Raw genomic sequence first — 22,883 nt, 5'->3', positions numbered from 1 at the left:
TCCCATGAGCTATAAACTAAGACCTTACCAGCAAGAAGCCGTAGAACGAACCGTTTTACACTTTAGAAAGAGTAATGATCCTGCCGTTATTGTACTACCAACCGGCGCAGGTAAAAGCCTTGTTATTGCTGAACTTGCGCGTATAGCTAAGCAAAAAATATTAGTGCTTGCTCATGTAAAAGAGCTGGTAGAGCAAAATTCGCAAAAATATAAAAGTTTTGGTTTAGAGGCGAGTATATTTTCAGCAGGTTTAAAAGAAAAGTCATTAAACCATCAAGTAACCTTTGCCAGTGTGCAATCACTTTCTCGTAATTTAAATAAATTAAATGAGCATTATTCGTTACTTATTATTGATGAATGCCACAGGGTAAATGGGGATAAAAAAAGCCAGTACGGAAAAGTAATAAGTAGTTTAAAAGAATATAACCCTCAGTTAAAAGTATTGGGTTTAACAGCAACACCTTATCGGCTAGGAACGGGGTGGATATACCATCATCATTATCATGGCTTTGTTAAAGGGACTAATGAAAGCCCGTTTAAAAGTTGTATTTTTGAATTGCCGCTCAGGTATATGATCAAACATAATTATTTAACGCCGCCAAACGAAGTTGATGCAGCGATTAGCCATTATGATTTTTCGTCTCTAGATAGTAATGCATTTGGGCAATATACGACTGATGATATGAATGCGCTTTTAAAAAACAGTGAGCGCGCAACGAAAGCGATATTACAGCAAGTAATTCAATACAGTGAAGAGCGTGAAGGTGTTATGGTTTTTGCCGCCACGGTAATGCATGCTCAGGAAATATTAAGCTACCTACCAGCTCATCAAAGTGCACTTATAACAGGTGATACGCCAAACACTGAGCGCGATAAAATTATTAAGCAATTTAAAGCTAAGCAATTAAAGTATCTAGTTAATATATCGGTACTAACAACCGGCTTTGATGCGCCACATGTCGACTTTATAGCTATTTTAAGACCTACAGAATCAGTTAGTTTATATCAACAAATTGTGGGGCGAGGCTTGAGGCTATCTGAATCAAAAACGGATTGCTTAGTAATAGATTATGCCGGCAATGGTTTTAATTTATTTCACCCAGAAGTAGGCGATAAAAAAGGCGATAGTGATAATGAACCTGTGCAGATACTTTGTCCTGGCTGTGGTTTTGCGAATATATTTTGGGGTAAAACTGATTCCGCAGGAAAAGTAATAGAGCACTTTGGCAGGCGCTGTAAAGGGCTGTTAGAAGATGATGATGGGCATAAAGAGCAGTGCGATTATCGTTTTAGGTTTAAAGAGTGTGAGCAGTGCGGTGCCCAAAATGATATTGCTGCACGTAAATGCCATGATTGCGGCGCGGTAATGACCGACCCTGATGATAAGTTACGTAATGCATTAAACTTAAAAGACGCACTTGTGCTTCGATGTAGTGGGTTGTCGGTAACTCAAATTAAAGATGAACTTATTAAAATAACGTATTTTGATGAAGATGGTGCAAGTTGCGATGAAGTATATAACCTCGCAAATAAAGGCGGGCAATTTATATTTAATAAGCAATTTGGTCTACGAGTAGGACTTGGACAAACACCTATTAATTTTAAAACTGCAGAGCAAGTAGTAAAAGCACAATTTGAATTAGTACCACCGGATTTTGTTATTGCACGAAAAAGCAAAAAGTATGGTTGGAAAGTGGCTGATAAACTATTTGACTATAAAGGGGGTTTTAGAAAGGCAAATCAGTTAAGCCGCTAAGCTTAACTGATAGAGTACATTGAACTAAAAGGCGATTAAGCCTCGTCACCGTCCATTAATCCCCAGCCATCACCGTATCCATTAAAGCTATTAGCAATACTTTCAATGTATTGCTCTGCTTGTCCTAGAAGGGTGTGCTCTGGCACCATTTGTACTTGAGTGATTACTTCCCAAACGCCAGTGTCTTTACATTTTTCAAGCTCAGCATTTTGAACTAATGCATCAGAAACTATTTCTTTAGCAAATTTTTCAGCATCGGCTTCTTGTTCAAATAAAATAAAAAAATCGACTTGGTGCATTTTATTTAAATCAATGCCAGCAGCGGCTATTTCGGCTAAAAGTTGGCCGTTATCATCATCAGGGAATTGCATTAAAAACTCATTTAAAATTAATTTTTTATTCGTAGGCACTATTGTAACTAAAATATTGTCTTAACGCGTACTAATTTTAATTATGCTGATATTTATTCAAAGTTAAATTTACGCGTTAGATTGTTATTAAGTTAATGTGTTGCTCATTATGGCTATGCTAATATGCGGGTAATTAACCAGTTTTTTGTAAGATATTAAAAGTAAGGATATTTACTTGTTTATTAAGTTTTTACGTTGCATGTGTGTTGTGAGCGCTTTAATTGCGACAAATAGCTATGCGGCAGAAAAAGTCATAGAAGATTACGAAATTGAAGGGTTAAGTGGCGATTTAGAAAATAACGTAGCCCTTTATCTCAAGCAATTAATTGGTGAAAAGCCAACCCGTACACTTCGTCGTTATGCTCAAAAACAAGTACAAAATAGCATCAAAGCACTTGGCTATTATAGCCCGACCGTCGAGGTTATTTATGATAAAAACGACAGCGAGCTAATAGTTAAAGTTGAACGGGGTCCTGCAACTCGCATAGAAGCAATTAATATTACGCTAAACGGTGATGGTCAAAGCGATACCCAATTACAGGCATTGATTAAAAGCACCAACTTAAAACAAGGTGATGTTTTAAATCATGGTAAATATGACTCTGCTCATAAAAAAATAGAATCTATGTTGCTAGAGCTTGGTTATTTTGATGCTAAGTGGCCAGCGCGCAAATTAGAAGTGTCGCTTAAAAAAAATAGTGCTGTTATTACTTTTATAATTGATACCGGAGTCAGGTATCAGTTTGGCGATATACAAATTGCCAGTAGTACACCCGCTGAAAAATACATACGCTCTATAGCGCCTTTCTCTCAGGGCCAACCTTATAAATCAACACATATTGCTGACTATAACTTGGATTTATCAAGTACCCCTTATTTTGCCAGTGTGCGTGTTTATGCTGACATAGCAGCGCGCAAAAATAGCCAAGTACCGATTAAAGTTGAAGTATTACCCAAGCCAGCTAACAGCTATGAAATTGGCGGTGGTTTTAGTACTGACTTAGGACCCAAGGTGCGTTTTAAATGGAGTAAACCGTGGATCACAGAAGACGGCCACTACCTCGAAACTAATTTAAATGTGGCGCAAAAGCAGCAAGATATTTCCATGGCTTATACAATTCCGGTTGATGATCCTAATGATGATTTATGGCGATTCTCTGTCGGTTATAAATTAGAAGATGAGCTCACAAACGACACTTACAGTGAAATATTAACAGGGCAGGTTCAGCGCCAATGGTTGACTGAAAATAAGTGGGTGCGTACTGCATTTTTACGCCGCGACCAAGAAACCTACCGTATTGGTGATGAAGACGAAGAAAGTACCGAAATGTTAATGCCTGGCATTAGCTACGCGCGCAAAAAATCAAAAGGCGGCACGACTCCCTATTGGGGAGAGCAGTGGCTTATATCTGCTGAGTTTGGCTTAGATGATGTGCTTTCAAGTACTAATCTGATTAGGGTGCAAATGCAACATGCTTGGCTACGCACTTATTTTGACCGCCACTTGGTGTTTTTAAAAGCGAATGTGGGAGCAATGCTTGTTGATGATATTAACAACGTGCCATTTTCACTTCGGTTTTACGCAGGTGGCGATCAAAGCGTTCGTGGTTTTGCGTACCAATCAATTTCGCCCGAGAACGATGATGGCGAGCTAATAGGTGGTAAGTATTTACTATCGGGCACGATGGAATATAACTACCAGTTTGCTAAAAATTGGCGAGCAGCTTTATTTGTTGATGGTGGTACTGCGACTAATGATTTTTCTGATGATTTTGAAGTAGGTGCTGGTTTTGGTTTTCGCTATTTAACACCCGTTGGCCCCGTGCGTATAGACCACGCTTGGGGATTAACAAAAGAAAGTAAAAGCACACGTTTAAGTATTACCATAGGGCCAGAAATTTAATGTCAGTATTAAAAAAGATAACAGCCGCCGTAAGTGCTATTTTTGTCACGTTAGTTGTTGCACTATTTTGTTTGTTATTTACCGCACCCGGTAATCAATTTATTGCTTATAGTGCAAATAAAGCGGTAGATGGACTGCATATTGAAATTAAAGATGGCCGTTTTATTTATAATGATGCCTTTAATGTACGCTTTGCTAGCAACGGATTGGACTTTAATGCACAACAATTGAAAATTGATTTGTTTTGGTGGCAGTGCGATGGAATTTGTATAGATAACTTAAGTGCTAAATCTATAAATTTAACATTACCAAAAACTGCAGATTCACAAGAAGAAGCCGCGGCAGAGCCGCTTGAAAAAATCAGCTTACCTTTTAATATTGCTGTAAAAAACATTGCGATCAATAAATTTACTCTAGAGCATCCAAGTGCAAACGTAAGCGTTAATAACTTTAAACTCTCAGCAAAAGCAGAGGGTTCAAAGCTGACGGTTAAAAGCCTGAATATTCCCACCATACTTGTTGCTTTAAAAGAGCAAGAACAAGATGCGAAAACACAAACGGCGCAAAATACTCAAGCGCCTTTAACGCACCTACCCGTATTACCTAATATAGAATTTACTTCACCACTTGATTTAGTTGTTGAAGACTTTGAAATAGCTAAAATTACGATTGAGCAAAACGAAGCCCAACATGTTATTGAAAACATCTCGCTGCAATTAAGTGTGGAAGATGCGGTTATTAATTTAGAGTCATTCTCAGCAAAGTATGAACAGTGGCAGCTTAATACGCATCTTAACGCTGAGCTTGCAGGGAATTTGCCCGTGAAAGGGGATGTTGTTTTACAAAGTGACGAGCACCAAGCCAATTTGCAGTTGAATGGCGACTTATCAAATCTAAACTTAAATTTAGAAACACAGGGGCAATATCCGCTTAGTTTAACGGCAACGGCAAATTTAAAGCAAAAAAACTATCCATTTGAGTTAAATGGAAAAATTAAGCAGTGGCTTATTGATGCACAAAGTAATGAACTTAAAGTACGAAATGTTAGCCTTAACGCACAAGGTAATGCTGACGACTATCAGCTTAGCCTACAGGCGAATAGTCAACTAGGCGCGTACCCAGCTGTTGACTTAAATACCCAATTAAAAGGCAGTCTCACCAAAGCAACTTTACAAGCGCTAAGCATTAAAGCGAACGAAAGCAGTGCAACTATAGAAGCCAATGTTGATTGGCAAAAAGGCATACAGGCTAACTTTAATGGCACGCTTGCTAACTTAAAAGCGCAGTACTTAACTGATGCCGCTACCAGTGATATTTCAGGGCAGTTTAAAGGCTCGTTTAATGCAGCTGACGATAAGTGGCAGCTACAAATGAATAATACAAAGTTAAGCGGATTACTTAACGACGTGCCACTAGAATTTGCCTCAAACTTTAAGCTCGACAACACGTTAAAAGCTAATATTGATAGCTTTTATTTAAGTAGCGGCACCAATAAATTAGCACTAAGCGGTCAAGTTGATGACACTTGGCAGGTTGATGGCAAAGTAACGCTAAAAAGTGATGAAAAAGCTAATATTCCATTTACTGCCGACGGCAACGCAAATTTAAAAGTGAGAGGGGAAAGGTTAACGCCCTCTGTTGATTTAGCACTAATACTAGATCGCTTTATTTTTGATGAAATAAACATTAACAAATTATCAGTAAAAGGGCAGTTAGATACCGCAGCCGATTGGCAAACTGATGTTTCGGTAAGTGTTGGTTCGGCGCTTGTGGCCGAACAGCAAATTAATAGCGTTAAAATTGATATTAGCGGCGACAAAACAGATCACCAACTTACGGCATCTGTAGATGCCGAGCAAGGCAGTGTAGAACTTGAAGTTAATGGCAAAATTAATAATACCACTTGGAATGGCGAGCTTAGTAATGTAACGCTTAGCGATAAAAAGCTTAGTTTTAGTAATACTAAAAATATTGCCATTATGGTTAATACGCAAAGTGGCGACTTTGATGTAAGTGCACATTGTTGGGCATCTGATCAAAGTGAATTATGCATAGACACCTTAGCGCAGTCAAAAAATCTCGGTCAGTTAAATGCTAAACTAAGCAACTTAGCACTTGAGGAGCTTAAGCACTTTTTACCTAATAGCATTCGTACTCGCGGTAATATAGCTGGCGATGTAGCACTTAATTGGCAAAGCGGTGCGCTTAAAACATTACGCGCAAATATCGATTCTAGCGACTTAGAAGCAGTGCTTACCTCGGAAGAAGATCGTTTTAAATTACCAATCGAAACTTTAACTATTAGTGCGTTTTCGGACTCTCAAATTGGCAAGCTTGAAGCTAATCTAGAATCAAGTGTATTAGGCAAAATTAATACACAAATTAATATCGACGATATACAAAATTCGCAAGCGCTTAATGGCACCATTAATATCGATAAAATACTCCTTTCAGACTTACAACCTTTTCTTGAAACCCTCGAGCAGTTAAAAGGTGATATTAGCGGAAAAGTCGCGTTAGCAGGTACGTTAAAAGATCCATTATTAAATGGCGAGCTTAATGTGAGCGATATTAGTTTAGAGGGCGAGCAATTGCCTATAGCGCTGCAAAAATCAAATATAAACGTATTGTTTGATAAAACAACAGCCACAATAAAAGGCAACTTAAACGACAACCAGGGCGGTAAAATAAATCTCACCGGTGACGTTGATTGGCAAGGTGCGCAACCTGCTGTAAATGTGGCGGTAGTTGGCGAGCAGTTTTATGTACGTGCGCAGCAAGGGGTTACTTTTAAAGTATCGCCGGATTTAAAAATAGGCTTGGCAAATAATGCACTCAAGCTTGCTGGTGAGGTAGTTGTGCCTTACGGTCGTATAATGATTGAAGAGCTTCCTGAGGGCGCAGTGCAAGTTAGCGATGATGAAATTATTGTTGATCAAAAAACCGAGGCCACCGAAACAGTTCCGTTTGATTACGACATAGATTTAAAAGTGATTGTTAAAAACGATGTAAAAGTAGAATCGTTTGGCTTGGAATCAAAAGTTGCGGGTGATTTAGCGATAAAAATGAGTCAAGGTGCGCCAATTATAGCCACAGGTGAGCTTAACTTAATTGAAGGTACTTACTTAGCCTTTGGGCAAGATTTAATAATCAGCACCGGGCAAGTAGGTTTTAGCGGTTCAATTGAACAACCATTTTTAAATATTAAAGCAATACGTAACCCCGATACGACTGCAAATGGTGTCATTGCAGGGGTTACGCTCACGGGTAATGTTGAACAACCAACGCTTAAAATATTTTCTGAGCCTGCGATGGATCAAGCTCAAGCACTCGCATATTTACTTAATGGTCAACCTTTAGGCGATGGAGAAAGTTCGTCAAGCGATGCTATGCTCACACAGTTATTACTCTCTCAAGGGGTTAGCCGCAGCGAAGGGGTTGTTTCTAAGGTAGGTGAAACCTTTGGGCTGTCAGATGTAAGTTTAAGCTCATCAGGTAGTGGTGATAGCACCAAAGTAGAAATATCAGGTTACGTAGCACCCAGTTTGCAAGTTAAATATAGCGTGGGTGTATTTGATTCGCTCAGTGAAGTGGCTGTGCGTTATCAGTTACTTTCACAGTTATACATAGAAATAACGAGCGGGCTATACCAAAATGTTGATGTGCTATATAAGTTTGATTGGGAATAACCAAAACTATAATAATTATAAGGATATAAGCGATGAAAAAAATTATATTGCCGGCTCTGCTTAGTGTTTTGTTGAGCGGTTGTGCTCAACAACTAGGTAATGGTGTTGCTAATCAAGAGCTACCTTTATTGAGCGCGAGTGAGGTAATTGCTAGTGCAAAAGATAATGACTGGCGAGTAGTGAACGCTCAAAATATTTTAAAGATAACGCTGCCAACGGGCGATGCGTATGTTGAGCTTAATGAACGGCTTGCCCCAAAGCACGTTCAAAACATTAAAAAGTTAGCGCGAGAAGGGTTTTATAAAAATACTAGCGTTTATCGGTTTGTTGAAGGTTTTGTTGCTCAGGGCGGGGACAGCTCGGGTAAAAAGTTAATTAAAACGGCAGATAAAACAGTCCCTGCTGAGTTTTATTTAACAACAAACAAACCACTTTTAATTACTGAGCTAAATGGCGACGGATATGCACTAGTTACTGGCTTTTTAAACGGCTTTGCAGTAGCTCAAAACTCAGCACATACGCAAACATGGCAAGTGCATTGTAGTGGTGTGTTTGCAATGGCGCGCGATAACGATATAAATAGTGCGAGTACGGAGTTTTTTGTAACGATAGGGCAAGGCCCGCGCTACCTTGATAAAAACATTACGGTGTTTGGTCGAGTGCTCGAAGGTATAGAGCATTTTAATCGTTTAGCGCGTACACCAACTGAAGGTAAAGTATTTAACCCAATTACCAATATACAAGTACTTGGCGATGTACAAAGCGATAAAAGTATATTTAAAGTGATGAAAACAAACTCATCTGTGTTTAAAAACTTAATCAGTGCTCGTAAAAACCGTATTGAACCATGGTTTGTTAAAGCACATAGCTACATTGATGTGTGTGGTATGCCTATACCCACTAAGCGTGAAGTTATACCAATCCGCAATAATACTTAATCATTTTGCGGGGCTAAACGTGTCGCTACCTGCGTTAAAAGATTCTCATTTAGAACAACTAAATAGCGAATTTTTTGCCTAGCTATCAACACGTTTTCCCAGCCTCAAAATAGCTCACTTAATTAAGCGAATTGGTATTAATTAAATATACAAATAGAAAAGGAGCCTAGGCTACTTTTTCAATATTTATATTCCAGTGCAAAAAATCTATTGACGATTAATTTTAACTGCAAATGGCGTGTCGTTATAATGCGTAGAGCGATACGGGTTTATATCAAGCCCACCGCGACGAGTATAACGCGCGTAAACCTCTAACTCTTTAATATTAAGTTGTGTTGTTAAATCGCTATAAATACGCTCAACACACTGCTCATGAAATTCGTTATGCGTTCTGAACGAAATTAAATAACGCAGTAACGATTCGCGACATATTTGCTCGCCTGTGTATCGTATGATCACACTTGCCCAGTCAGGCTGGGAGGTAATTAAACAGTTTGATTTAAGTAAATGGCTATAGAGCGTTTCTGTTACTACGTTATCACTTTTTGCTTTAAGTGAATTAGCATCAATATCGTAATTATTAATCTCAATATCTAAGTCATCAATACATTCACCTGGCAGCGCTGTACACGGTAAGCAATTGTAATCATCAGGATTATATAAAGTCACTTTGACAGGGCTGTTAACCGCGTTTGATAAGTCATCAATTAAGTGCTGTTTTACTACATCAATGCTTTCAAATCGGGTTTGGTTAAAGCTATTTAAATAAAGTTTAAACGACTTTGACTCAATAATATGGCTGCTTTGGCATTCAAAGGTAAATAAGGCTACGGCAACTTGCGGTTTACCTTTATTGTTTAGCCATGAAAGCTCGTAACCTGTCCAAATGTCTTGGCCTTTAAATGGAAGCTCTGCTTCGTCAATATTTAAAGCATCACGATTTAGTTTGCGCGCAATAGGGAAAAGCAAGCTTGGCGTGTACACATCTACATACTCAGTAGATTGGCCTAATACGCTACCTTTAAGGTCTGGAGAATTGCTGTAATCTGTCATGTTTGCTCTTAAATAGTTACAATAGGGACATTATATCTAATTTAAATGAGTTTCACAGTATGTCTGTTGCATTGCTTATAGAACAACTTCATCAAACATTTAGCGAAAATACCCTGAAAAACACTACAAAGTACCCACTTATTGCGCATGACGAGCAATGGCCAAGCCCATGTGAAGTTGGTGAGGTTGACGAGCAAGGAAACATTCAATGGCAGGGCGCGCGTCAGCAACCTGCAGGTTCGCTTAATGATTTAGCCAGTGCACTTGAGCTTGATTTCCCAAAAGAGCTTAGCGAGCTATATGGGCATATGTACGGTGGAAGCATTTCAGCAGTTATTGATGGGCATCAGGTTGAATTACTACAAGCATGGAACGAAGAAGATTTTAATTTGTTACAGCAAAATATAACGGGTCACGTTTTAATGAAACGCAAGCTCAAGCAGCCAGAAACGGTATTTATTGGTTTAACAGATCAAGATGATTTACTAGTGAGTGTTTTGGTGCACACTGGTGAAGTATGTTTAGAGCACGTAGGCAAAAAAACACACCATGTACTTGCACCTAACATTAATGCTTTTTTAAAGGCATTAGAGGTTTAAAAGGTGTTTAATAAATCAGCTTAGCGTCATCACTAAGCTGATTTTTAGAGCCATTACTAGGGCGTGTTGACCTTTCGTGGTTGATTTTGCAGCTGTGTGTTTGGTTTTTAGGCAAGGCAGAGCCTATGTAGTGTGGTTACTCCCCATAAATAGGCGATAACGAAGCATAAATGCCAAACATGCGCTGCCCTTTGGGTTCTTTCTAGGGACGATTTACTCTTTGTTGCTCGGTTTTTACTTAGCCCACTAGGTTACAAACCTCGCGCCGCGATTAAATCGTCCCTAGATTGAACAAATTTCAACCCACAAAGGTCAACACGCCCTAATGGTTACTGAAAATCCCACGATATATTAGACACTAAGCCACACGGCTCACACCTAAAATCGAATAACCCAAACCACGATTCAGGTAATTTCCAATCGCCATTGCAGCTAGGGCATTTTCGTTCAAGTTCAGACGCTTTATCTACGCCGCCTACACGGTATAAATAATAATAGGTTGGCTTTTTAGTTAAAAAACTAATTCGCTTTGTTATGTCTTTTCCGCGTCTGTATAAGTCGCTTTGGATACTCGATATTTCTTCAAGTGCCGGAAACTCACAACGGGTTGCGCCATTAATTTGAATTTGATCGCAGGCTTGCCAATCTTCTTGCCATTTTATAAGTGTTTTATAGTCACCATTAGCAATTGCCGGAATACGAAATAGCGGCACAGGCAAAAAGTCATCACCACAATAGAGCGGGCTACACGTATGCACATAGGTTGTGTATAAAATATAACTTGATGGTTCTTTGCAGCAATCAGCGCCGTTGGAGTGAATATCTTGTCCAATCACTTTTACTTTTGGCGCAAGTAGCCCTGCACTATGTAACTTTTCGATACTGTGCTTAACAAACGGGCTGTTATTTAGCGGGTGCATTGCATCTTCAGTAGGGCACATCACTCGGGTAATAAAAAAGCCGTCTTTTAAAACGGTTGGAAATTCTTCACCCATTATTTGACCATTAAAACGCAGTGCATTTACTAAGCGATTTATTGCTTGTTCGGCTTGTTCTAAGGTGGTGTCTTGGTAGCAATCAAAAGTTAAATCAACAACGAACATTTATAGTCTCAAATTATTTTTGTTCTAGCAGTGCAAGAAGTTTATCGAGTTTTTGCTCAATTCTATCTAATTGACTTGTTTTAAGCTCAGTATTATCTGACTGCTGTGGGTTTCTCATGAAGTTATTAATTGAATCAGGATTGTTTTTATATTGGCTTACTGCTGCAATAATCATCGGCATAGGAACCGGTTGCGCCAAACGGCTTTTAGTTAGTGCTACAGTAGGGGTTTTGCCTTCATCAAGAAGGGCTTTAATTGCATCAAATACAACTGAATTCATTAGATATATAACTCTTTAATAAAATAAATACGCAGCATATAAATGCTGCGCAGATGCTATGTTAGCAATAAATAAGGGAGGGTACATTAAATAAAATTACTTACTTTGACGAATGCGTACATCTAACTCGTCAATTACTTCACTCCAATCACCGTCTTGTGCAAGCGATTCAGCTAAAAAGTGCTGTTGTGCCTCATCCCAAAAAGAAGCTTCTTGGAGTAGTGTTGTGTCTTCTAATTCATGTGAGGCAATAAATGCATCTATTTGTTCATCAGAGTTAGGTAATCCAAGCTGTGCAAATAGTGTATTGATGTCGTGTTTAGTCGTATCCATGATATTGCTCCTTTAAACGAATGAAAACTTATTCTAAGGATTAACTCTACTCCTAGCTAGTTAAACTCTCGCTGAATTTACGGTTAATAATTTTAGGTATATAGTTAGGTATAAAGTTTAACAGTCTACAGCTAAAATAATAAAGGAAATACAATGAGTGTAACCACGCCAGCTGATACGTTCAGCGTACAGTATTTAGCCGCAGAAGATATTAGCACTGCAGCAAGCCTAATTTATCAGGCTTATCATGACGATCCTGTATTACAAAACATGCTTAGCTACAATGACGAAAATAAATCAGTATACGAAAAAAAATTACGATCATTAATTCGCGAAGAGCTCAGTAGTTTTTGGCAAGAAAAGCAGCCATTAATTGGTTTATACCGCAACGATAAATTAAAAGCAGTAGCGTGTGTATTTGAATCTAATAGCCAATTACAAGCGCAGCGTTATTGGCACTGGCGTTTAAAATTAATGCTGAGTGCGGGCTACTTACAAACAAATCAATTAATAGATAAAGAACAAACAATTAGAGATGCCCTTAAAGAGAAAGGCAATTACTACTTCTTAGCTTTTATTGCCGTAGATCCACATTTTCATGGGCAAGGGTTTGGTCGTTACTTACTACGAGGGCTTGATGATTTAGTTAAATGTAACGCTGAGTCAACGGGGATGGCTGTATTTGTAACGCGTAAAGAGCACACTGAATTTTTTAAAACCGAAAAGTTTGAAGCATTTAAACACCTTACTTTTAACCAAGTAGAGGGCGAGTTACTGTTTAAATCAATAATTGAGCCAACTATTTAAAATTATGATGTAAGCCAATGCGCCCAAACGGACATAAGGCCGTGAGACATATCTCACATTATCGTGAGCATTGTCAGTTAAAGGTTATTAATAAGTAGCCTTTTCCCATTCAAGCTATTGTTATTTAAAGTTTATTTTTATTTTTCATTTTTGTGACGTTTATTTATTTAATGTTAAGTCCTATTTCTCCCCCCTGATTGCTTTAAACTTCTCTTCGTCAAGACGACATAGCTCAATGATTGAGTTACTGCCAAGGATACGGAATAGGCAACATAGCGGACGCTAGCAGGAAGCATAAAGGACGAGCTAAAACGGATACAAGGAAGAATAAGGAAGTGCATGAAGCACTTAGTAGCTAGGAGTTACTTTAGGATAATCACGGATGACGCTACAGGAAGTAGCAGGAGCGTTAGTTTACGCAGGACGGCCAAGATGGCAAGTGGACATTGCAGGATGCAAAAGTGGCAGGAGCTACTTTAAAGGATTACCAGGGATGATGCTACGGGATGTAGCCAAACGATAGATTTCGTGGGTTTGCCAAGGTGGCTATGGATATTGCAGGATGCAATGTGAGGGTAAACAAGGTTGTTTACTCGTTCAGGGGATGATAATACGGATTTAAGATAATGGATATCTAGCAGGATGCAGTCCAATTGGGGCGTAACTTTAGTTACGCCTTAGTTTTTTGTGTTGAATTAAGTTTATTAATTTAAGACAAATACTCCTAAAGTATATTAAGTTTTATATTTTATGCGGTGGAACAACCACACTTTTCAAAAACTCATTTTCCATAATTAACACACCTTGATAAGCATTTTCACCATCGCTTGAAAACTCAAATATAAATTCACTTTTGATGCCTGGCTTGCCGTTCTTTAAAAAACCAAAGCGGCGTTTTGTGCATGCAACACTCATCAACTGCACCTGCAATTGCTCACTTTGACGTTTAGCATGAACGTTCGCCGCTTCAGCAACCTTTCGGTTAAGCCAAAATAAGTAAATTACACTACCAATAAGTATGAACGTCCATAAACTTGCCATTTAAGAGAATAACCTTCCAATTGCACGCGCGAGGGTTTCGCTACGATTTTCTTTACGTAATAAGCCTAATAAATGCGGGCGAATAGTCGGTATTGCAACTAAGTCAGCAAAAATACTAGGAAACAACTCATCAATTTTTTGATGATGTGCGCAATTATCCATAAATACATGTAAGCGTTCAGGGTTTTCTAATTGCTTAAAACACCGCCCAGCTATTGTTAGTAACACGTCAGAGTCGTGTCTTACCTGTGAGCTTAGTACAGTATCAACTAATTGAGCGCATAACCCTTGAGCTTGACCTTTTGAAACCGATCTTAGTGCTGCGGTTATAGCTAATGTATCGTTACTACTAATTGCGGCCTGCGTGTAATCAACAAGTAACTCACTCATTGATGTTGGTATTTCAACGTGTTCAAGCATGGCACTGAGTGGTTGCAGTACTTCAATAGGTAAATGCGCCCATGCTTTTTGCAAATTACTTAAGTTTGTATCGCTGTCTAAGCGTAGTGCAAAATCGGCAATACCCTGCAGTGCAACACCTTGCCAATTATCAAAACCAATTTTACCGCTAAAGTATAACTGTGCATGCTCGTAATACTGCGACGCAGGCTGTTTTAATAGTACTTTTACTTGGGCGTTAAATGCCGCTAATTTATTTGCGTTTGGTGTAAAAACATAAGGGTTATTATCAAGTTTTCCATCGGCTTGCTCACCTGTAATTTCAGTGCCTAGCGCTTGAATAACCATATCAGCAAAGTGATCGCGGCTAGCACTTACAAGCATACTTTGCTCATCAAGTGAAAACTTTAAAAACCATACATAAGGTTCTTTACTGGCTTTAGTATCCCAAAATTGGATAGCGAGCCAAGCATGACCAGCAAGAGGATAAGGGTAAGGCACTTGAGCTTGTTCAATAGCTAAAAATTGTTTTTTATCAAGCTTAGTAATGTGCCTGCCAATATCAAAAGCACGCCACTGAGTACCCGCACCATCTAAAAGCTGACCTAATGTAGCTATTTGATCACTCATTGTTTTCTCAACTGTTTTTACTGCAAAATTACATTAATTATACGTCATAGCCGCCTATGAGGGAACAGGGTATAATTGCATTACATATATAAAAGAGGGTGGTTATGTACCAGCAAACCCAAACTTATTTAGTGCAGCTAACGGCACTTTTACAAATACACGCGCTTTGGCAAAGTGAGCCAATAGACGCTGATGCACTGCTTTCAAATACTCCTTTTTGTCACGATACAATGGCGTTTGAGCAGTGGTTACAATTTGTATTTATTGATAAAATACAGCAATTAATAACGCACAAGCAACCACTGCCACGTAACTTTGCTATTGCCCCTATGGCGCAAATGACACTTGTGAATAAAGCAGGGAGCGATGAAATAATTGAATTACTAACAGCCCTTGATACCTTTTTAGGAGAACCAAATGAGTGAGCGTCCAGCGCCTATTGAATATGGCGAGCTGACTATTTTGTATCAAGATGAAAACTATGTGGCTATAAATAAGCCTTCAGGTTTATTAGTGCATCGCTCGTTTTTAGATAAACACGAAACCCAGTTTGCTATGCAAATGTTGCGCGACCAGCTAGGGCAACATGTATTTCCAGTACATAGGCTCGATAGACCTACGTCCGGCGTATTACTGTTTGCATTGAGCTCTGAAGCTGCTCGCGATATGAACCAGCTATTTATTGAGGGCACCATTGCTAAGCGCTATTTGGCCTTAGTGCGCGGTTTTGCACCAGAGTCGGTATTTTTAGATAAACCGCTTAAAGAAGAACTTGATAAAATAGCCGATAAGTTTGCAGATCAAGATAAAGCACCGCAAGAAGCGCAAACCCAGTTTAATTGCTTGCACCAAGCTGCATTGCCTATTCCTATAGGTAAGTATCCAACAGTGCGTTACTCGTTAGTTGAGTGTTTTCCAAAAACCGGGCGCAAGCATCAAATTCGCAGACACTTAAAGCACTTATCACTGCCTATCATTGGTGATGTAAATCACGGTGATAACCAGCATAATCAATTTTTTAGGGAGCATTTTGAGCTAAGACGCCTAATGTTATTTGCAACAGAGCTTAGTTTTGTGCACCCTTATAGTAATGAATCAATAACAATTAAAGCGCCACTAGGTGAAGACATGCTTGAAATATGTAAGCAGCTAGGTTGGCCAGAGCAAGAAAAGGATTATTAATGGCACATATTAGTATTTTTGTAGGCAGCGTTAATGGCGGTGCAGAGCGTTTAAGCGATGAAGTTGCAACCACAATAGAGCAAGCAGGTCATACTGCAATAGTAATTACTGAAGCATCACTTGATGATATAAAAAATGCATCGCATATTTTAATTGTTACCTCCACAACAGGGCAAGGTGATGTACCGAGTAATTTGGCAGGATTGTACTTTGCAATGAATAGCACTTTCCCAATGCTTACCGATAAACCGTTTGGTGTAATTGCAATGGGTGACAGATGTTACGGCGATACATTTTGTGGCGCAGGTCGTAGCTTTGACGAGCTACTTCGCGATTTACAAGCAAAGCCTGTGGGCAATCGCCTAGAAATAGATGCATGTGAAGATTTTGAACCGTGGCCAGTAACCGAGCCTTGGTTAAAAGCATGGCTGGAGAAACTACCTGCTTAATACTTTAATTTTAAAGTATTAAAAAAGGAGCGCATGCGCTCCTTTTTACTTTTGTAATTTTAATATAGTTTTATAAATTAACTACTTCTGACATCTACCTTAAGTTTTAGCTTTTGGCCAGGTTGTAAGTATTTTTGACCGGCTAAATTATTCCACTTAATAATTTCGTTAACGCTTAGATTAAACTTAGACGCAATACGTGCAAGTGAGTCACCACGGCGTACTTTGTATGTAATAGTACGGTTAGTGCTTGCCGTTGCTTGTGGTTTATTAGCTGACTTATACACAGTTAGTTTTTGATTTAGGCGCAGTACAGAGTTTTTCTTTAGCTTATTCCATTTAGCCAACTCATCCATAGTTACGTCATATTCGCGGCTAATGTCCCATAACGTGTCGCCACTTTTAACTGTGTGCGAAAGCTTTGTGCGAGTTGCTTTATTAGCAGCTAAACGCATCTGCTTTGGTAAATGCTCGCTATTTATAGCGCCATCAGTAAGCGGGACTAATAATTCTTGGCCTACTTTAATTGTATTTGATTTGAGTTTATTAAGCGATCGGATTGCACTTGAGCTCGTTGTGAACTTTTTGGCTATAACCGATAAACTGTCGCCTCGAGCCACAATATAACGTTGCCAGCGTAATCTGTTTTTAACATCAGTGTTTGCTAGTTTTTGGCTAAATTGCTCTACTTTATCAACAGGCAGTAATAAAGAATGCGGGCCATTAGGATCAGTTGCCCAGCGATTAAAACCGGGGTTTAATCTGTATAGCTCAGTAAGCGTCATGTCGGCCATATCAGCAGCAAGTGCTAAATCTATTTGAGAGCCAACATTAACCACTTCAACCACTTGTGCATTAATTACTGGTTGCCATGTAACGTTAAAGTCATCTGAGCGTTTTAATAAATCGGCAAGTGCTAATAATTTTGGTACGTAGGCTGTTGTTTCGCTTGGTAAATCAAGAGACCAAAAGTCGGTAGGTAAATGCTTTTTACGATTCTTTTTAATAGCGCGCATCAAGCGCCCTTCACCCGAGTTGTAAGCAGCAATCGCATTTAGCCAATCGCCTTCAAGTGTTTTATGTAAATACGATAAGTAATCAAGTGCTGCACGAGTCGACTGCACGATGTCGCGACGACCGTCGTACCACCAGTTTTGTTTTAAATCGAATCGCTCACCGGTTGCAGGCATAAACTGCCAAATGCCCGATGCGCTGCGATTAGAATAACCAAACGGGTCAAATGCGCTTTCTACAATAGGCAGTAGTGCAATTTCGATTGGCATTTCGCGCTTTTCTACTTCTTCAACAATAAAGTGTAAGTAAGGTTCTGCACGTTTAGAAATACGATCTAAATAGGCTTGGTGGCGAGCGTAATAATTACGTTCAGTAACAACAGGGCGGTTTTGCGGTATTTCGATAGAAAGTTGGTAGCGAATTCGCTCCCACACATCATCAAACACGGGAGCTTCTTGTTCATCAGAGTCAACTTGCTGATATTGTGCGTTTACCATCAATGCATTGTTAATGTCGTTAGGACTTGCGCCTTCGAGTTGTTGGTTTGCTTGCGTGGCAACTTGAGAGTCTGACTCTAATGTTGTCAGTGTTTGACAACCACTTAGCGCTAACGCCAAGGCTACTAATAGGGGAGATTTATTCATAAATACCAATACATCGGGTAAAAAACTCGGCGAATACTACCTGTTATGAGTTAACATTGCCACTTAATGACTTTTTAAAACGCAGAAGTAGAATCATCACTATATCTTAAGTTAATGATTCTAATAAAATAAATATTAAAGTATTAGTTTGTGCATTAAAAATTGTCTTTGAACTGTCTCAGACTCGCAAAGTTTCCCCAAGGTTCATTGTTTTTTGTAACCGAGATAAATTTCTCGGGCACTAACTCTATAATGGTTGGCAAATCGCTACGCATAAATGGATTTATTTTTAGCTCCTGTCCAATAGAGGTCGGTAGAGAAATTTGATTATTACTGCGTAATTCATCTACTTTTTTACTGTACGCAAGGAGTTCTGGATTGCGTGGTTCAACTGCTTTGGCAAAGGCAAGATTAGCTTGCGTGTATTCGTGTGTGCAATACACAACACAGCTTGCAGGCAGCTCTCTTAGTTTATTAAAAGATTTCCACATTTGCTCTGGCGTGCCTTCAAATAAGCGCCCACATCCGCCGCTAAATAATGTATCGCCTGTAAAAGCAAGTTCATCATTTGTGTAACAAATATGATCAAGCGTGTGCCCAGGAGTTGCTAAAATAGTAAAGTTAATATTAAGCACACTGATGCTTTGTCCATCAGTGAGTGCGTGAGTGACGCCTTTAAATGGACTATTTGCAGGGCCATAAACCGATATATCTGGATAGGCGTCAACTAATTCAGCTACGCCATCAGTGTGGTCGTAGTGATGATGCGTAATTAAAATGCCACCAAGCGTTAGTTTGTGCTCAGCTAGATACGCTAATACGCTCTGTGCTTGGCCTGGATCGACTACCCATGCTTGGTTACTGTTATCGGTAGTTAAACACCAAATGTAATTATCAGAAAAGGCTTTAATTGCTTTGACTTGCACCATGGTAAATTGCTCTATAAAGTGACACTTATCGCATAGTATAACGAGCTCAAAAAATGAAACCAGCCCTTAGTTTTCAAGAAGGACCCAAACCACTGTCGTGGCAGCAGTTTCCTCATGGGGATTATTTACGCACAGATATTGAACGTAAAATGGAGCAATGGCTTCCGCGTATGTTTGGCTATCATATGCTTAAGTTGGGTAATTTAAGTGGCGAATTAAACACAAGTATAAGTACGATTAAACACCAAGTGTGTGTTGCAGAGCCTGGGCCTTACACTGGGGTAGTTGCTGACATAGATGAATTGCCATTTTACGAGCACAGTATTGATGCTTGCATACTAAGCCACTGCTTAGAGTATCATTCAGACCCACATCACATTTTACGAGAAGCACATCGCACGCTTATTCCGGGCGGTTATATACTAGTGACTGGTTTTAACCCGTTTAGTTTGTGTGGGCTTGCACAAATGCTGCCTTTTAGTGGTCAGAAATTACCATGGACGGGGCGCTTTTTTACCCCTGCGAGGGTTAAAGATTGGCTAAATTTATTGGGTTTTGAAATTGTAAGTGACGAACGTTTTATTTATTCATCACTGGCAAGAGGTAACAGGTTATCAAGATTTGAGTTTTGGCGGACTTTTGCAAAACAGTATTTAAAACCAATGGGCAGTGTTTATATGCTGGTGGCACGAAAAAGAGTTGCGCCACTTACGCCAATAAAACCTAAGTGGCATGCTAGGCCGCAATTTGCACCAGTAAAAGGGGCAGGGCTTAGACAAACGTCAAAGCAACACTTTAAATCGTGCGAGCAAAAAAATAATACCAATTGCATTAAATAAGTGATCTATTATAGCGCTAAGAAAATAGCACATTAACAAGGCGAAAATTGTGACATATTGTTGTTCTATATGAATAATTTTTAACGCAGTTAGTGAGTTATTTAATGCGATAGAATGAACATGTTTTTAATAAAATTGGTATAACAACTAGCTTAGAATAAATTTAAGGCTGGTAGCCTACATCTTCTAGTAAATCTTTACTGCCAGCGGCATCGCGGGCTAAATCGTCAACTATTTCGTTGTATTTATTGCCGCTATGCCCTTTAACCCACTTCCAAGTTACATTGTGCTCGCTACAGGCTTTATCTAGGCGTTTCCATAAATCGACGTTTTTAACTGGCTTTTTAGCTGATGTTAACCAGCCACGTTTTTTCCAGTTAGTGATCCACGATTCAATGCCTTGCTTAACATATTGGCTATCGGTTGTTAGGTTTACATCGCATTCTCGAGTGAGTGATTCTAGGGCTACAATAGCCGCGAGCATTTCCATTCGGTTATTTGTTGTGAGTTTATAACCTTGGCTCATTTCTTTTTCATGGCCGTTATAAATCATAAAAATACCATAACCGCCGGGGCCTGGATTACCTAAACATGAGCCGTCGGTGTAAATCTCTACGGTTTTTTGCACTGTTTTACCTTGATCTTATGTACAATAAAGTGATTATAGAAAGATACCAGAATCAGGCTAAATTCGATATGGCACGTAGACAAATAGTTTTAGATACAGAAACCACCGGCATCGACCCTAAACAAGGGCACCGTATTATAGAAATTGGTTGTGTGGAGTTAGTAAATCGCCGTTTAACAGGCAATAATTTTCACGTTTATATAAACCCACAACGCCCAAGTGAAGAAGAAGCAATCGACGTTCACGGTATCACTAACGAATTTTTACGTGATAAACCGTTATTTCATCAAATTGCCCAAGAGTTTTTCGACTATATTGAAGGGGCTGAGTTAGTTATTCATAACGCACCGTTCGATGTTGGTCATATGGATAATGAATTTGCACTACTTAATCAGGGCTATCCTAAAACAGAGACTTTTTGTCAAGTTCTCGACACGCTTAAAATGGCGCGTGACTTGCATCCAGGTCAAAAGAACAATCTTGATGCATTATGTCGTCGTTACGATGTAGATAACGCAAAGCGAACACTTCACGGCGCGCTACTGGATTCTGAAATTTTAGCCGATGTGTACCTTGCCATGACGGGTGGTCAAACAAAGCTGAATTTGAATCAAAACAAAGATGACGGCAGCGAGCAACAGAAAGGCGGTATAAATCGTTTAAATAGCGATAGAGCCCCATTAGTTGTATTGCGAGCAAGCGACGCTGAGCAAAGCGCACACGAAGCACGATTAGATCTTGTAAACAAAGAAGGCGGCCAATGTATATGGCGCGCTGAATAAGGCGATTTAATGAAAACGATGTATTTTGTAACAGCGTTATGTGCCGCTAGTTTATTTACTGGCAATGCATATGGCGTAAAACAAGTAGAAGTGCTCAAGCGCGATGGGCATCAAAATGAGATCCCTTTACTTGATAATCGTTTTCGCATAGATAGCAAAATAGATGAAATAACACTGCTGTTTTTTAGAAAATCAGGTGCACCTGCTGTTATTTTAGTGCGGCCCGATGGCAGTAAGTACTTTGCTACTGACTCAGTTAAAAACCCTAACTTAGATTGGTTTGACGAACTCAGCTACGATTTAGTTACCATAAAAAAACCTATGGCAGGTCCTTGGCAAGTAATAGGCAGTATTTTGCCCGATAGCAGAATAGTTGTATTAGGCGAAATATCTCTTGAGGCAGAGCCTCTTCCTTCAATGTTGTTTAGGGGGGAGACAATAAAAATCACCGGGAAAATACTAAACGACGGTGAGCCAATTAACACAAACCTATTTAGGGATGTTGTGAGCCTTAATGTTGACTTTGTAAGTACCAACAATGAAAACTTTGCTAACTTTGGTGCAGGCATTCAAGAAGTAGCGGAATTTAAAGACGATGGACGTGGATTTGATGAGCGCCCTAAAGATGGTGTGTTTACCGGCGAGTTTACTTTAGATTTTCCTGCGGGTGAATGGACACCAGAGCTTTACGTGGCAACACCTCTGCTGCAGCGTCGCATTGTGCAAAATACAATAGAAGTGCACGAGCCACCTTTTGTAACCGAAGTCGCGTTAGCAGAGCAAGACACAGACGAGCATCTGTTAACTATAAATATAGACCCAAGTATCGTTAAGCCAGAGACAGTCATCATCCAGGGAAAAATATACTATCCCAATAACGAAGAGCAAATGTTTACCATAGATGCTGCAGCTAAAGACTCACGTCAGCTTAGTGTTAAAAATTATGATTGGGGTAGATATAGTGTTGAACTGTCTGTTTTTGGCACTAATATTAATGGCCGTGAATTTATGGCAACGCTACCAACGTATAAATTTGAGATAGAACGACCCATAGAAGCGGTGCCCGAAATTGATCCGGCAACAATTATTACGCCAGATAAAATGATTGAGAGTGATCCTGCTGAAGAAAAAATGGCCACATCGACAATTATTAGTTTAATTGTAGGCTGCAATACACTCATTTTATTAGTCGGTTGGTTGTTAATTCGTATATTTGTTCAGAAAAAACCGATTAAATTTAAAGTGAAGCTGCCTTTTTTAAAGAAAAAGAAAACAAGTGAAGGTGATGTTGCCGACACAGAAAAAAATCAAGTCGGTAAAAATGGCTCAAAAAATGACAGATCAGGTGAAATTTTAAACCTTTCGATGACAGATGACTAAAAAACCTATAAAAAAACAAAAAAGCCCTTGACGAAATAGGGGTTGGTTCGTATTATTCACGCCGCTGTCAGGGAGACCTAAACAGCAACGGAAAT

22 protein-coding genes are annotated in these 22,883 nt (G+C 39.3%); 12 read left to right on the top strand and 10 right to left on the bottom strand.

Translation table 11 applies throughout. The features are described 5' to 3' along the window. The first annotated feature begins 4 nt into the window (after positions 1–4). Positions 5–1,756, top strand: coding sequence for a DEAD/DEAH box helicase (locus tag CXF76_RS04960; RefSeq protein WP_101163177.1), 1,752 nt, complete (start codon positions 5–7; stop codon positions 1,754–1,756). A gap of 35 nt (positions 1,757–1,791) precedes the next feature. Here CXF76_RS04960 and CXF76_RS04955 read toward each other — a convergent pair whose 3' ends face one another. Further along, the gene (locus CXF76_RS04955; RefSeq protein WP_007378192.1) at positions 1,792–2,127 is read right to left on the bottom strand and encodes a ribonuclease E inhibitor RraB; all 336 of its coding nucleotides are present in this window, start codon (positions 2,125–2,127) and stop codon (positions 1,792–1,794) included. Between the two features lie 214 nt (positions 2,128–2,341). Here CXF76_RS04955 and CXF76_RS04950 point away from each other — a divergent pair, with 214 nt between their 5' ends. The 3 genes from CXF76_RS04950 to CXF76_RS04940 are packed head-to-tail and all read left to right on the top strand — an operon-like array spanning position 2,342 to position 8,696. Then, positions 2,342–4,069, top strand: a complete 1,728-nt coding sequence (locus tag CXF76_RS04950) for an autotransporter assembly complex protein TamA (protein ID WP_024590781.1) — start codon at positions 2,342–2,344, stop codon at positions 4,067–4,069. Continuing rightward, a complete protein-coding gene (gene tamB / locus CXF76_RS04945; protein WP_024590782.1) occupies positions 4,069–7,758 on the top strand; it encodes an autotransporter assembly complex protein TamB in 3,690 nt (1,229 codons plus the stop codon). The genes CXF76_RS04950 and tamB overlap by 1 nt, the downstream gene beginning before the upstream one ends. A 32-nt stretch (positions 7,759–7,790) precedes the next feature. Beyond that, the gene (locus CXF76_RS04940) at positions 7,791–8,696 is read left to right on the top strand and encodes a peptidylprolyl isomerase (RefSeq protein ID WP_024590783.1); all 906 of its coding nucleotides are present in this window, start codon (positions 7,791–7,793) and stop codon (positions 8,694–8,696) included. A 207-nt stretch (positions 8,697–8,903) separates the two neighbouring features. Here CXF76_RS04940 and queF read toward each other — a convergent pair whose 3' ends face one another. After that, the gene (queF, locus tag CXF76_RS04935) at positions 8,904–9,749 is read right to left on the bottom strand and encodes an NADPH-dependent 7-cyano-7-deazaguanine reductase QueF (RefSeq protein WP_024590784.1); all 846 of its coding nucleotides are present in this window, start codon (positions 9,747–9,749) and stop codon (positions 8,904–8,906) included. A 59-nt stretch (positions 9,750–9,808) separates the two neighbouring features. On the opposite strand from queF, the gene syd reads away from it, so the two are divergent. Next, the gene (gene syd / locus CXF76_RS04930; protein WP_101163176.1) at positions 9,809–10,348 is read left to right on the top strand and encodes a SecY-interacting protein; all 540 of its coding nucleotides are present in this window, start codon (positions 9,809–9,811) and stop codon (positions 10,346–10,348) included. Positions 10,349–10,677: 329 nt separating this feature from the next. Here syd and CXF76_RS04920 read toward each other — a convergent pair whose 3' ends face one another. The 3 genes from CXF76_RS04920 to CXF76_RS04910 all read right to left on the bottom strand — a co-directional run bounded on the left by CXF76_RS04920 (position 10,678) and on the right by CXF76_RS04910 (position 12,064). Next, positions 10,678–11,451 (bottom strand): Zn-ribbon-containing protein, encoded by a 774-nt coding sequence (locus CXF76_RS04920; RefSeq protein WP_002958242.1) that lies wholly within the window; start codon positions 11,449–11,451, stop codon positions 10,678–10,680. Positions 11,452–11,464: 13 nt separating this feature from the next. After that, positions 11,465–11,731, bottom strand: coding sequence for a hypothetical protein (locus tag CXF76_RS04915; RefSeq protein ID WP_007378199.1), 267 nt, complete (start codon positions 11,729–11,731; stop codon positions 11,465–11,467). A gap of 96 nt (positions 11,732–11,827) precedes the next feature. Then, positions 11,828–12,064 carry a DUF2789 domain-containing protein gene (locus tag CXF76_RS04910; RefSeq protein ID WP_002958240.1) on the bottom strand — a complete coding sequence of 79 codons (237 nt, stop codon included), beginning with the start codon at positions 12,062–12,064 and terminating at the stop codon, positions 11,828–11,830. Between the two features lie 153 nt (positions 12,065–12,217). Between CXF76_RS04910 and CXF76_RS04905 the strand changes: the two genes are divergently transcribed. Further along, positions 12,218–12,871, top strand: coding sequence for a GNAT family N-acetyltransferase (locus tag CXF76_RS04905; protein WP_008169301.1), 654 nt, complete (start codon positions 12,218–12,220; stop codon positions 12,869–12,871). 741 nt (positions 12,872–13,612) lie between these two features. Here the strand turns inward: CXF76_RS04905 and CXF76_RS04900 are convergent. Together CXF76_RS04900 and CXF76_RS04895 are read right to left on the bottom strand one after the other, a co-directional pair. Then, positions 13,613–13,912 (bottom strand): DUF3301 domain-containing protein, encoded by a 300-nt coding sequence (locus tag CXF76_RS04900; protein ID WP_002963032.1) that lies wholly within the window; start codon positions 13,910–13,912, stop codon positions 13,613–13,615. Further along, positions 13,913–14,941, bottom strand: coding sequence for a DUF3549 family protein (locus CXF76_RS04895; RefSeq protein WP_024590786.1), 1,029 nt, complete (start codon positions 14,939–14,941; stop codon positions 13,913–13,915). Between the two features lie 104 nt (positions 14,942–15,045). Between CXF76_RS04895 and CXF76_RS04890 the strand changes: the two genes are divergently transcribed. Genes CXF76_RS04890 through CXF76_RS04880 form a run of 3 tightly spaced genes read left to right on the top strand, consistent with a single transcriptional unit; the run spans position 15,046 to position 16,572 of the window. Continuing rightward, entirely contained in the window at positions 15,046–15,366 is a 321-nt protein-coding gene (locus tag CXF76_RS04890; protein WP_024590787.1) for a YqcC family protein, read from the top strand. Continuing rightward, a complete protein-coding gene (gene truC / locus CXF76_RS04885; protein WP_002963028.1) occupies positions 15,359–16,123 on the top strand; it encodes a tRNA pseudouridine(65) synthase TruC in 765 nt (254 codons plus the stop codon). Before CXF76_RS04890 ends, truC begins: the two co-directional genes overlap by 8 nt. After that, positions 16,123–16,572 carry a flavodoxin gene (locus CXF76_RS04880; protein ID WP_024590788.1) on the top strand — a complete coding sequence of 150 codons (450 nt, stop codon included), beginning with the start codon at positions 16,123–16,125 and terminating at the stop codon, positions 16,570–16,572. The genes truC and CXF76_RS04880 overlap by 1 nt, the downstream gene beginning before the upstream one ends. A gap of 77 nt (positions 16,573–16,649) precedes the next feature. Here the strand turns inward: CXF76_RS04880 and CXF76_RS04875 are convergent, their stop codons facing one another. Together CXF76_RS04875 and gloB are read right to left on the bottom strand one after the other, a co-directional pair. Beyond that, positions 16,650–18,230: a LysM peptidoglycan-binding domain-containing protein gene (locus CXF76_RS04875; protein ID WP_101163175.1), complete on the bottom strand. Its 1,581-nt coding sequence runs from the start codon at positions 18,228–18,230 to the stop codon at positions 16,650–16,652. Between the two features lie 155 nt (positions 18,231–18,385). Then, positions 18,386–19,159, bottom strand: coding sequence for a hydroxyacylglutathione hydrolase (gene gloB / locus CXF76_RS04870; RefSeq protein ID WP_101163174.1), 774 nt, complete (start codon positions 19,157–19,159; stop codon positions 18,386–18,388). Between the two features lie 53 nt (positions 19,160–19,212). On the opposite strand from gloB, the gene CXF76_RS04865 reads away from it, so the two are divergent. Beyond that, entirely contained in the window at positions 19,213–19,998 is a 786-nt protein-coding gene (locus CXF76_RS04865) for a class I SAM-dependent methyltransferase (RefSeq protein ID WP_002963022.1), read from the top strand. A gap of 163 nt (positions 19,999–20,161) precedes the next feature. Here the strand turns inward: CXF76_RS04865 and rnhA are convergent, their stop codons facing one another. After that, positions 20,162–20,626 (bottom strand): ribonuclease HI, encoded by a 465-nt coding sequence (rnhA, locus tag CXF76_RS04860; RefSeq protein ID WP_002963021.1) that lies wholly within the window; start codon positions 20,624–20,626, stop codon positions 20,162–20,164. A 68-nt stretch (positions 20,627–20,694) separates the two neighbouring features. On the opposite strand from rnhA, the gene dnaQ reads away from it, so the two are divergent. Together dnaQ and CXF76_RS04850 are read left to right on the top strand one after the other, a co-directional pair. Continuing rightward, positions 20,695–21,408 (top strand): DNA polymerase III subunit epsilon, encoded by a 714-nt coding sequence (gene dnaQ, locus CXF76_RS04855; RefSeq protein ID WP_024590791.1) that lies wholly within the window; start codon positions 20,695–20,697, stop codon positions 21,406–21,408. Between the two features lie 9 nt (positions 21,409–21,417). Then, a complete protein-coding gene (locus CXF76_RS04850) occupies positions 21,418–22,788 on the top strand; it encodes a TIGR03503 family protein (RefSeq protein WP_024590792.1) in 1,371 nt (456 codons plus the stop codon). The last annotated feature ends 95 nt before the right edge of the window (positions 22,789–22,883 follow it).

Origin of the sequence: Pseudoalteromonas sp. 78C3 (assembly GCF_002836695.1) — a bacterium.
Classification (GTDB): Bacteria; Pseudomonadota; Gammaproteobacteria; order Enterobacterales; family Alteromonadaceae; genus Pseudoalteromonas; species Pseudoalteromonas arctica.
The sequence above is the reverse complement of the archived record's forward strand: the minus strand, read 5'-3'. Positions and strand labels throughout refer to the sequence as shown.

Excerpts from the sequence above, each read along its gene's own strand:
- CXF76_RS04895 (WP_024590786.1), bottom strand. The coding sequence starts at position 14,941 with ATGAGTGATCAAATAGCTACATTAGGTCAGCTTTTAGATGGTGCGGGT.
- syd (WP_101163176.1), top strand. The coding sequence starts at position 9,809 with ATGTCTGTTGCATTGCTTATAGAACAACTTCATCAAACATTTAGCGAA.
- queF (WP_024590784.1), bottom strand. The coding sequence starts at position 9,749 with ATGACAGATTACAGCAATTCTCCAGACCTTAAAGGTAGCGTATTAGGC.
- CXF76_RS04920 (WP_002958242.1), bottom strand. The coding sequence starts at position 11,451 with ATGTTCGTTGTTGATTTAACTTTTGATTGCTACCAAGACACCACCTTA.
- CXF76_RS04890 (WP_024590787.1), top strand. The coding sequence starts at position 15,046 with ATGTACCAGCAAACCCAAACTTATTTAGTGCAGCTAACGGCACTTTTA.
- truC (WP_002963028.1), top strand. The coding sequence starts at position 15,359 with ATGAGTGAGCGTCCAGCGCCTATTGAATATGGCGAGCTGACTATTTTG.
- CXF76_RS04900 (WP_002963032.1), bottom strand. The coding sequence starts at position 13,912 with ATGGCAAGTTTATGGACGTTCATACTTATTGGTAGTGTAATTTACTTA.
- CXF76_RS04915 (WP_007378199.1), bottom strand. The coding sequence starts at position 11,731 with ATGAATTCAGTTGTATTTGATGCAATTAAAGCCCTTCTTGATGAAGGC.
- CXF76_RS04880 (WP_024590788.1), top strand. The coding sequence starts at position 16,123 with ATGGCACATATTAGTATTTTTGTAGGCAGCGTTAATGGCGGTGCAGAG.
- CXF76_RS04910 (WP_002958240.1), bottom strand. The coding sequence starts at position 12,064 with ATGGATACGACTAAACACGACATCAATACACTATTTGCACAGCTTGGA.
- dnaQ (WP_024590791.1), top strand. The coding sequence starts at position 20,695 with ATGGCACGTAGACAAATAGTTTTAGATACAGAAACCACCGGCATCGAC.
- CXF76_RS04960 (WP_101163177.1), top strand. The coding sequence starts at position 5 with ATGAGCTATAAACTAAGACCTTACCAGCAAGAAGCCGTAGAACGAACC.
- CXF76_RS04875 (WP_101163175.1), bottom strand. The coding sequence starts at position 18,230 with ATGAATAAATCTCCCCTATTAGTAGCCTTGGCGTTAGCGCTAAGTGGT.
- CXF76_RS04850 (WP_024590792.1), top strand. The coding sequence starts at position 21,418 with ATGAAAACGATGTATTTTGTAACAGCGTTATGTGCCGCTAGTTTATTT.
- CXF76_RS04940 (WP_024590783.1), top strand. The coding sequence starts at position 7,791 with ATGAAAAAAATTATATTGCCGGCTCTGCTTAGTGTTTTGTTGAGCGGT.
- tamB (WP_024590782.1), top strand. The coding sequence starts at position 4,069 with ATGTCAGTATTAAAAAAGATAACAGCCGCCGTAAGTGCTATTTTTGTC.
- CXF76_RS04905 (WP_008169301.1), top strand. The coding sequence starts at position 12,218 with ATGAGTGTAACCACGCCAGCTGATACGTTCAGCGTACAGTATTTAGCC.
- gloB (WP_101163174.1), bottom strand. The coding sequence starts at position 19,159 with ATGGTGCAAGTCAAAGCAATTAAAGCCTTTTCTGATAATTACATTTGG.
- CXF76_RS04955 (WP_007378192.1), bottom strand. The coding sequence starts at position 2,127 with ATGCAATTCCCTGATGATGATAACGGCCAACTTTTAGCCGAAATAGCC.
- CXF76_RS04865 (WP_002963022.1), top strand. The coding sequence starts at position 19,213 with ATGAAACCAGCCCTTAGTTTTCAAGAAGGACCCAAACCACTGTCGTGG.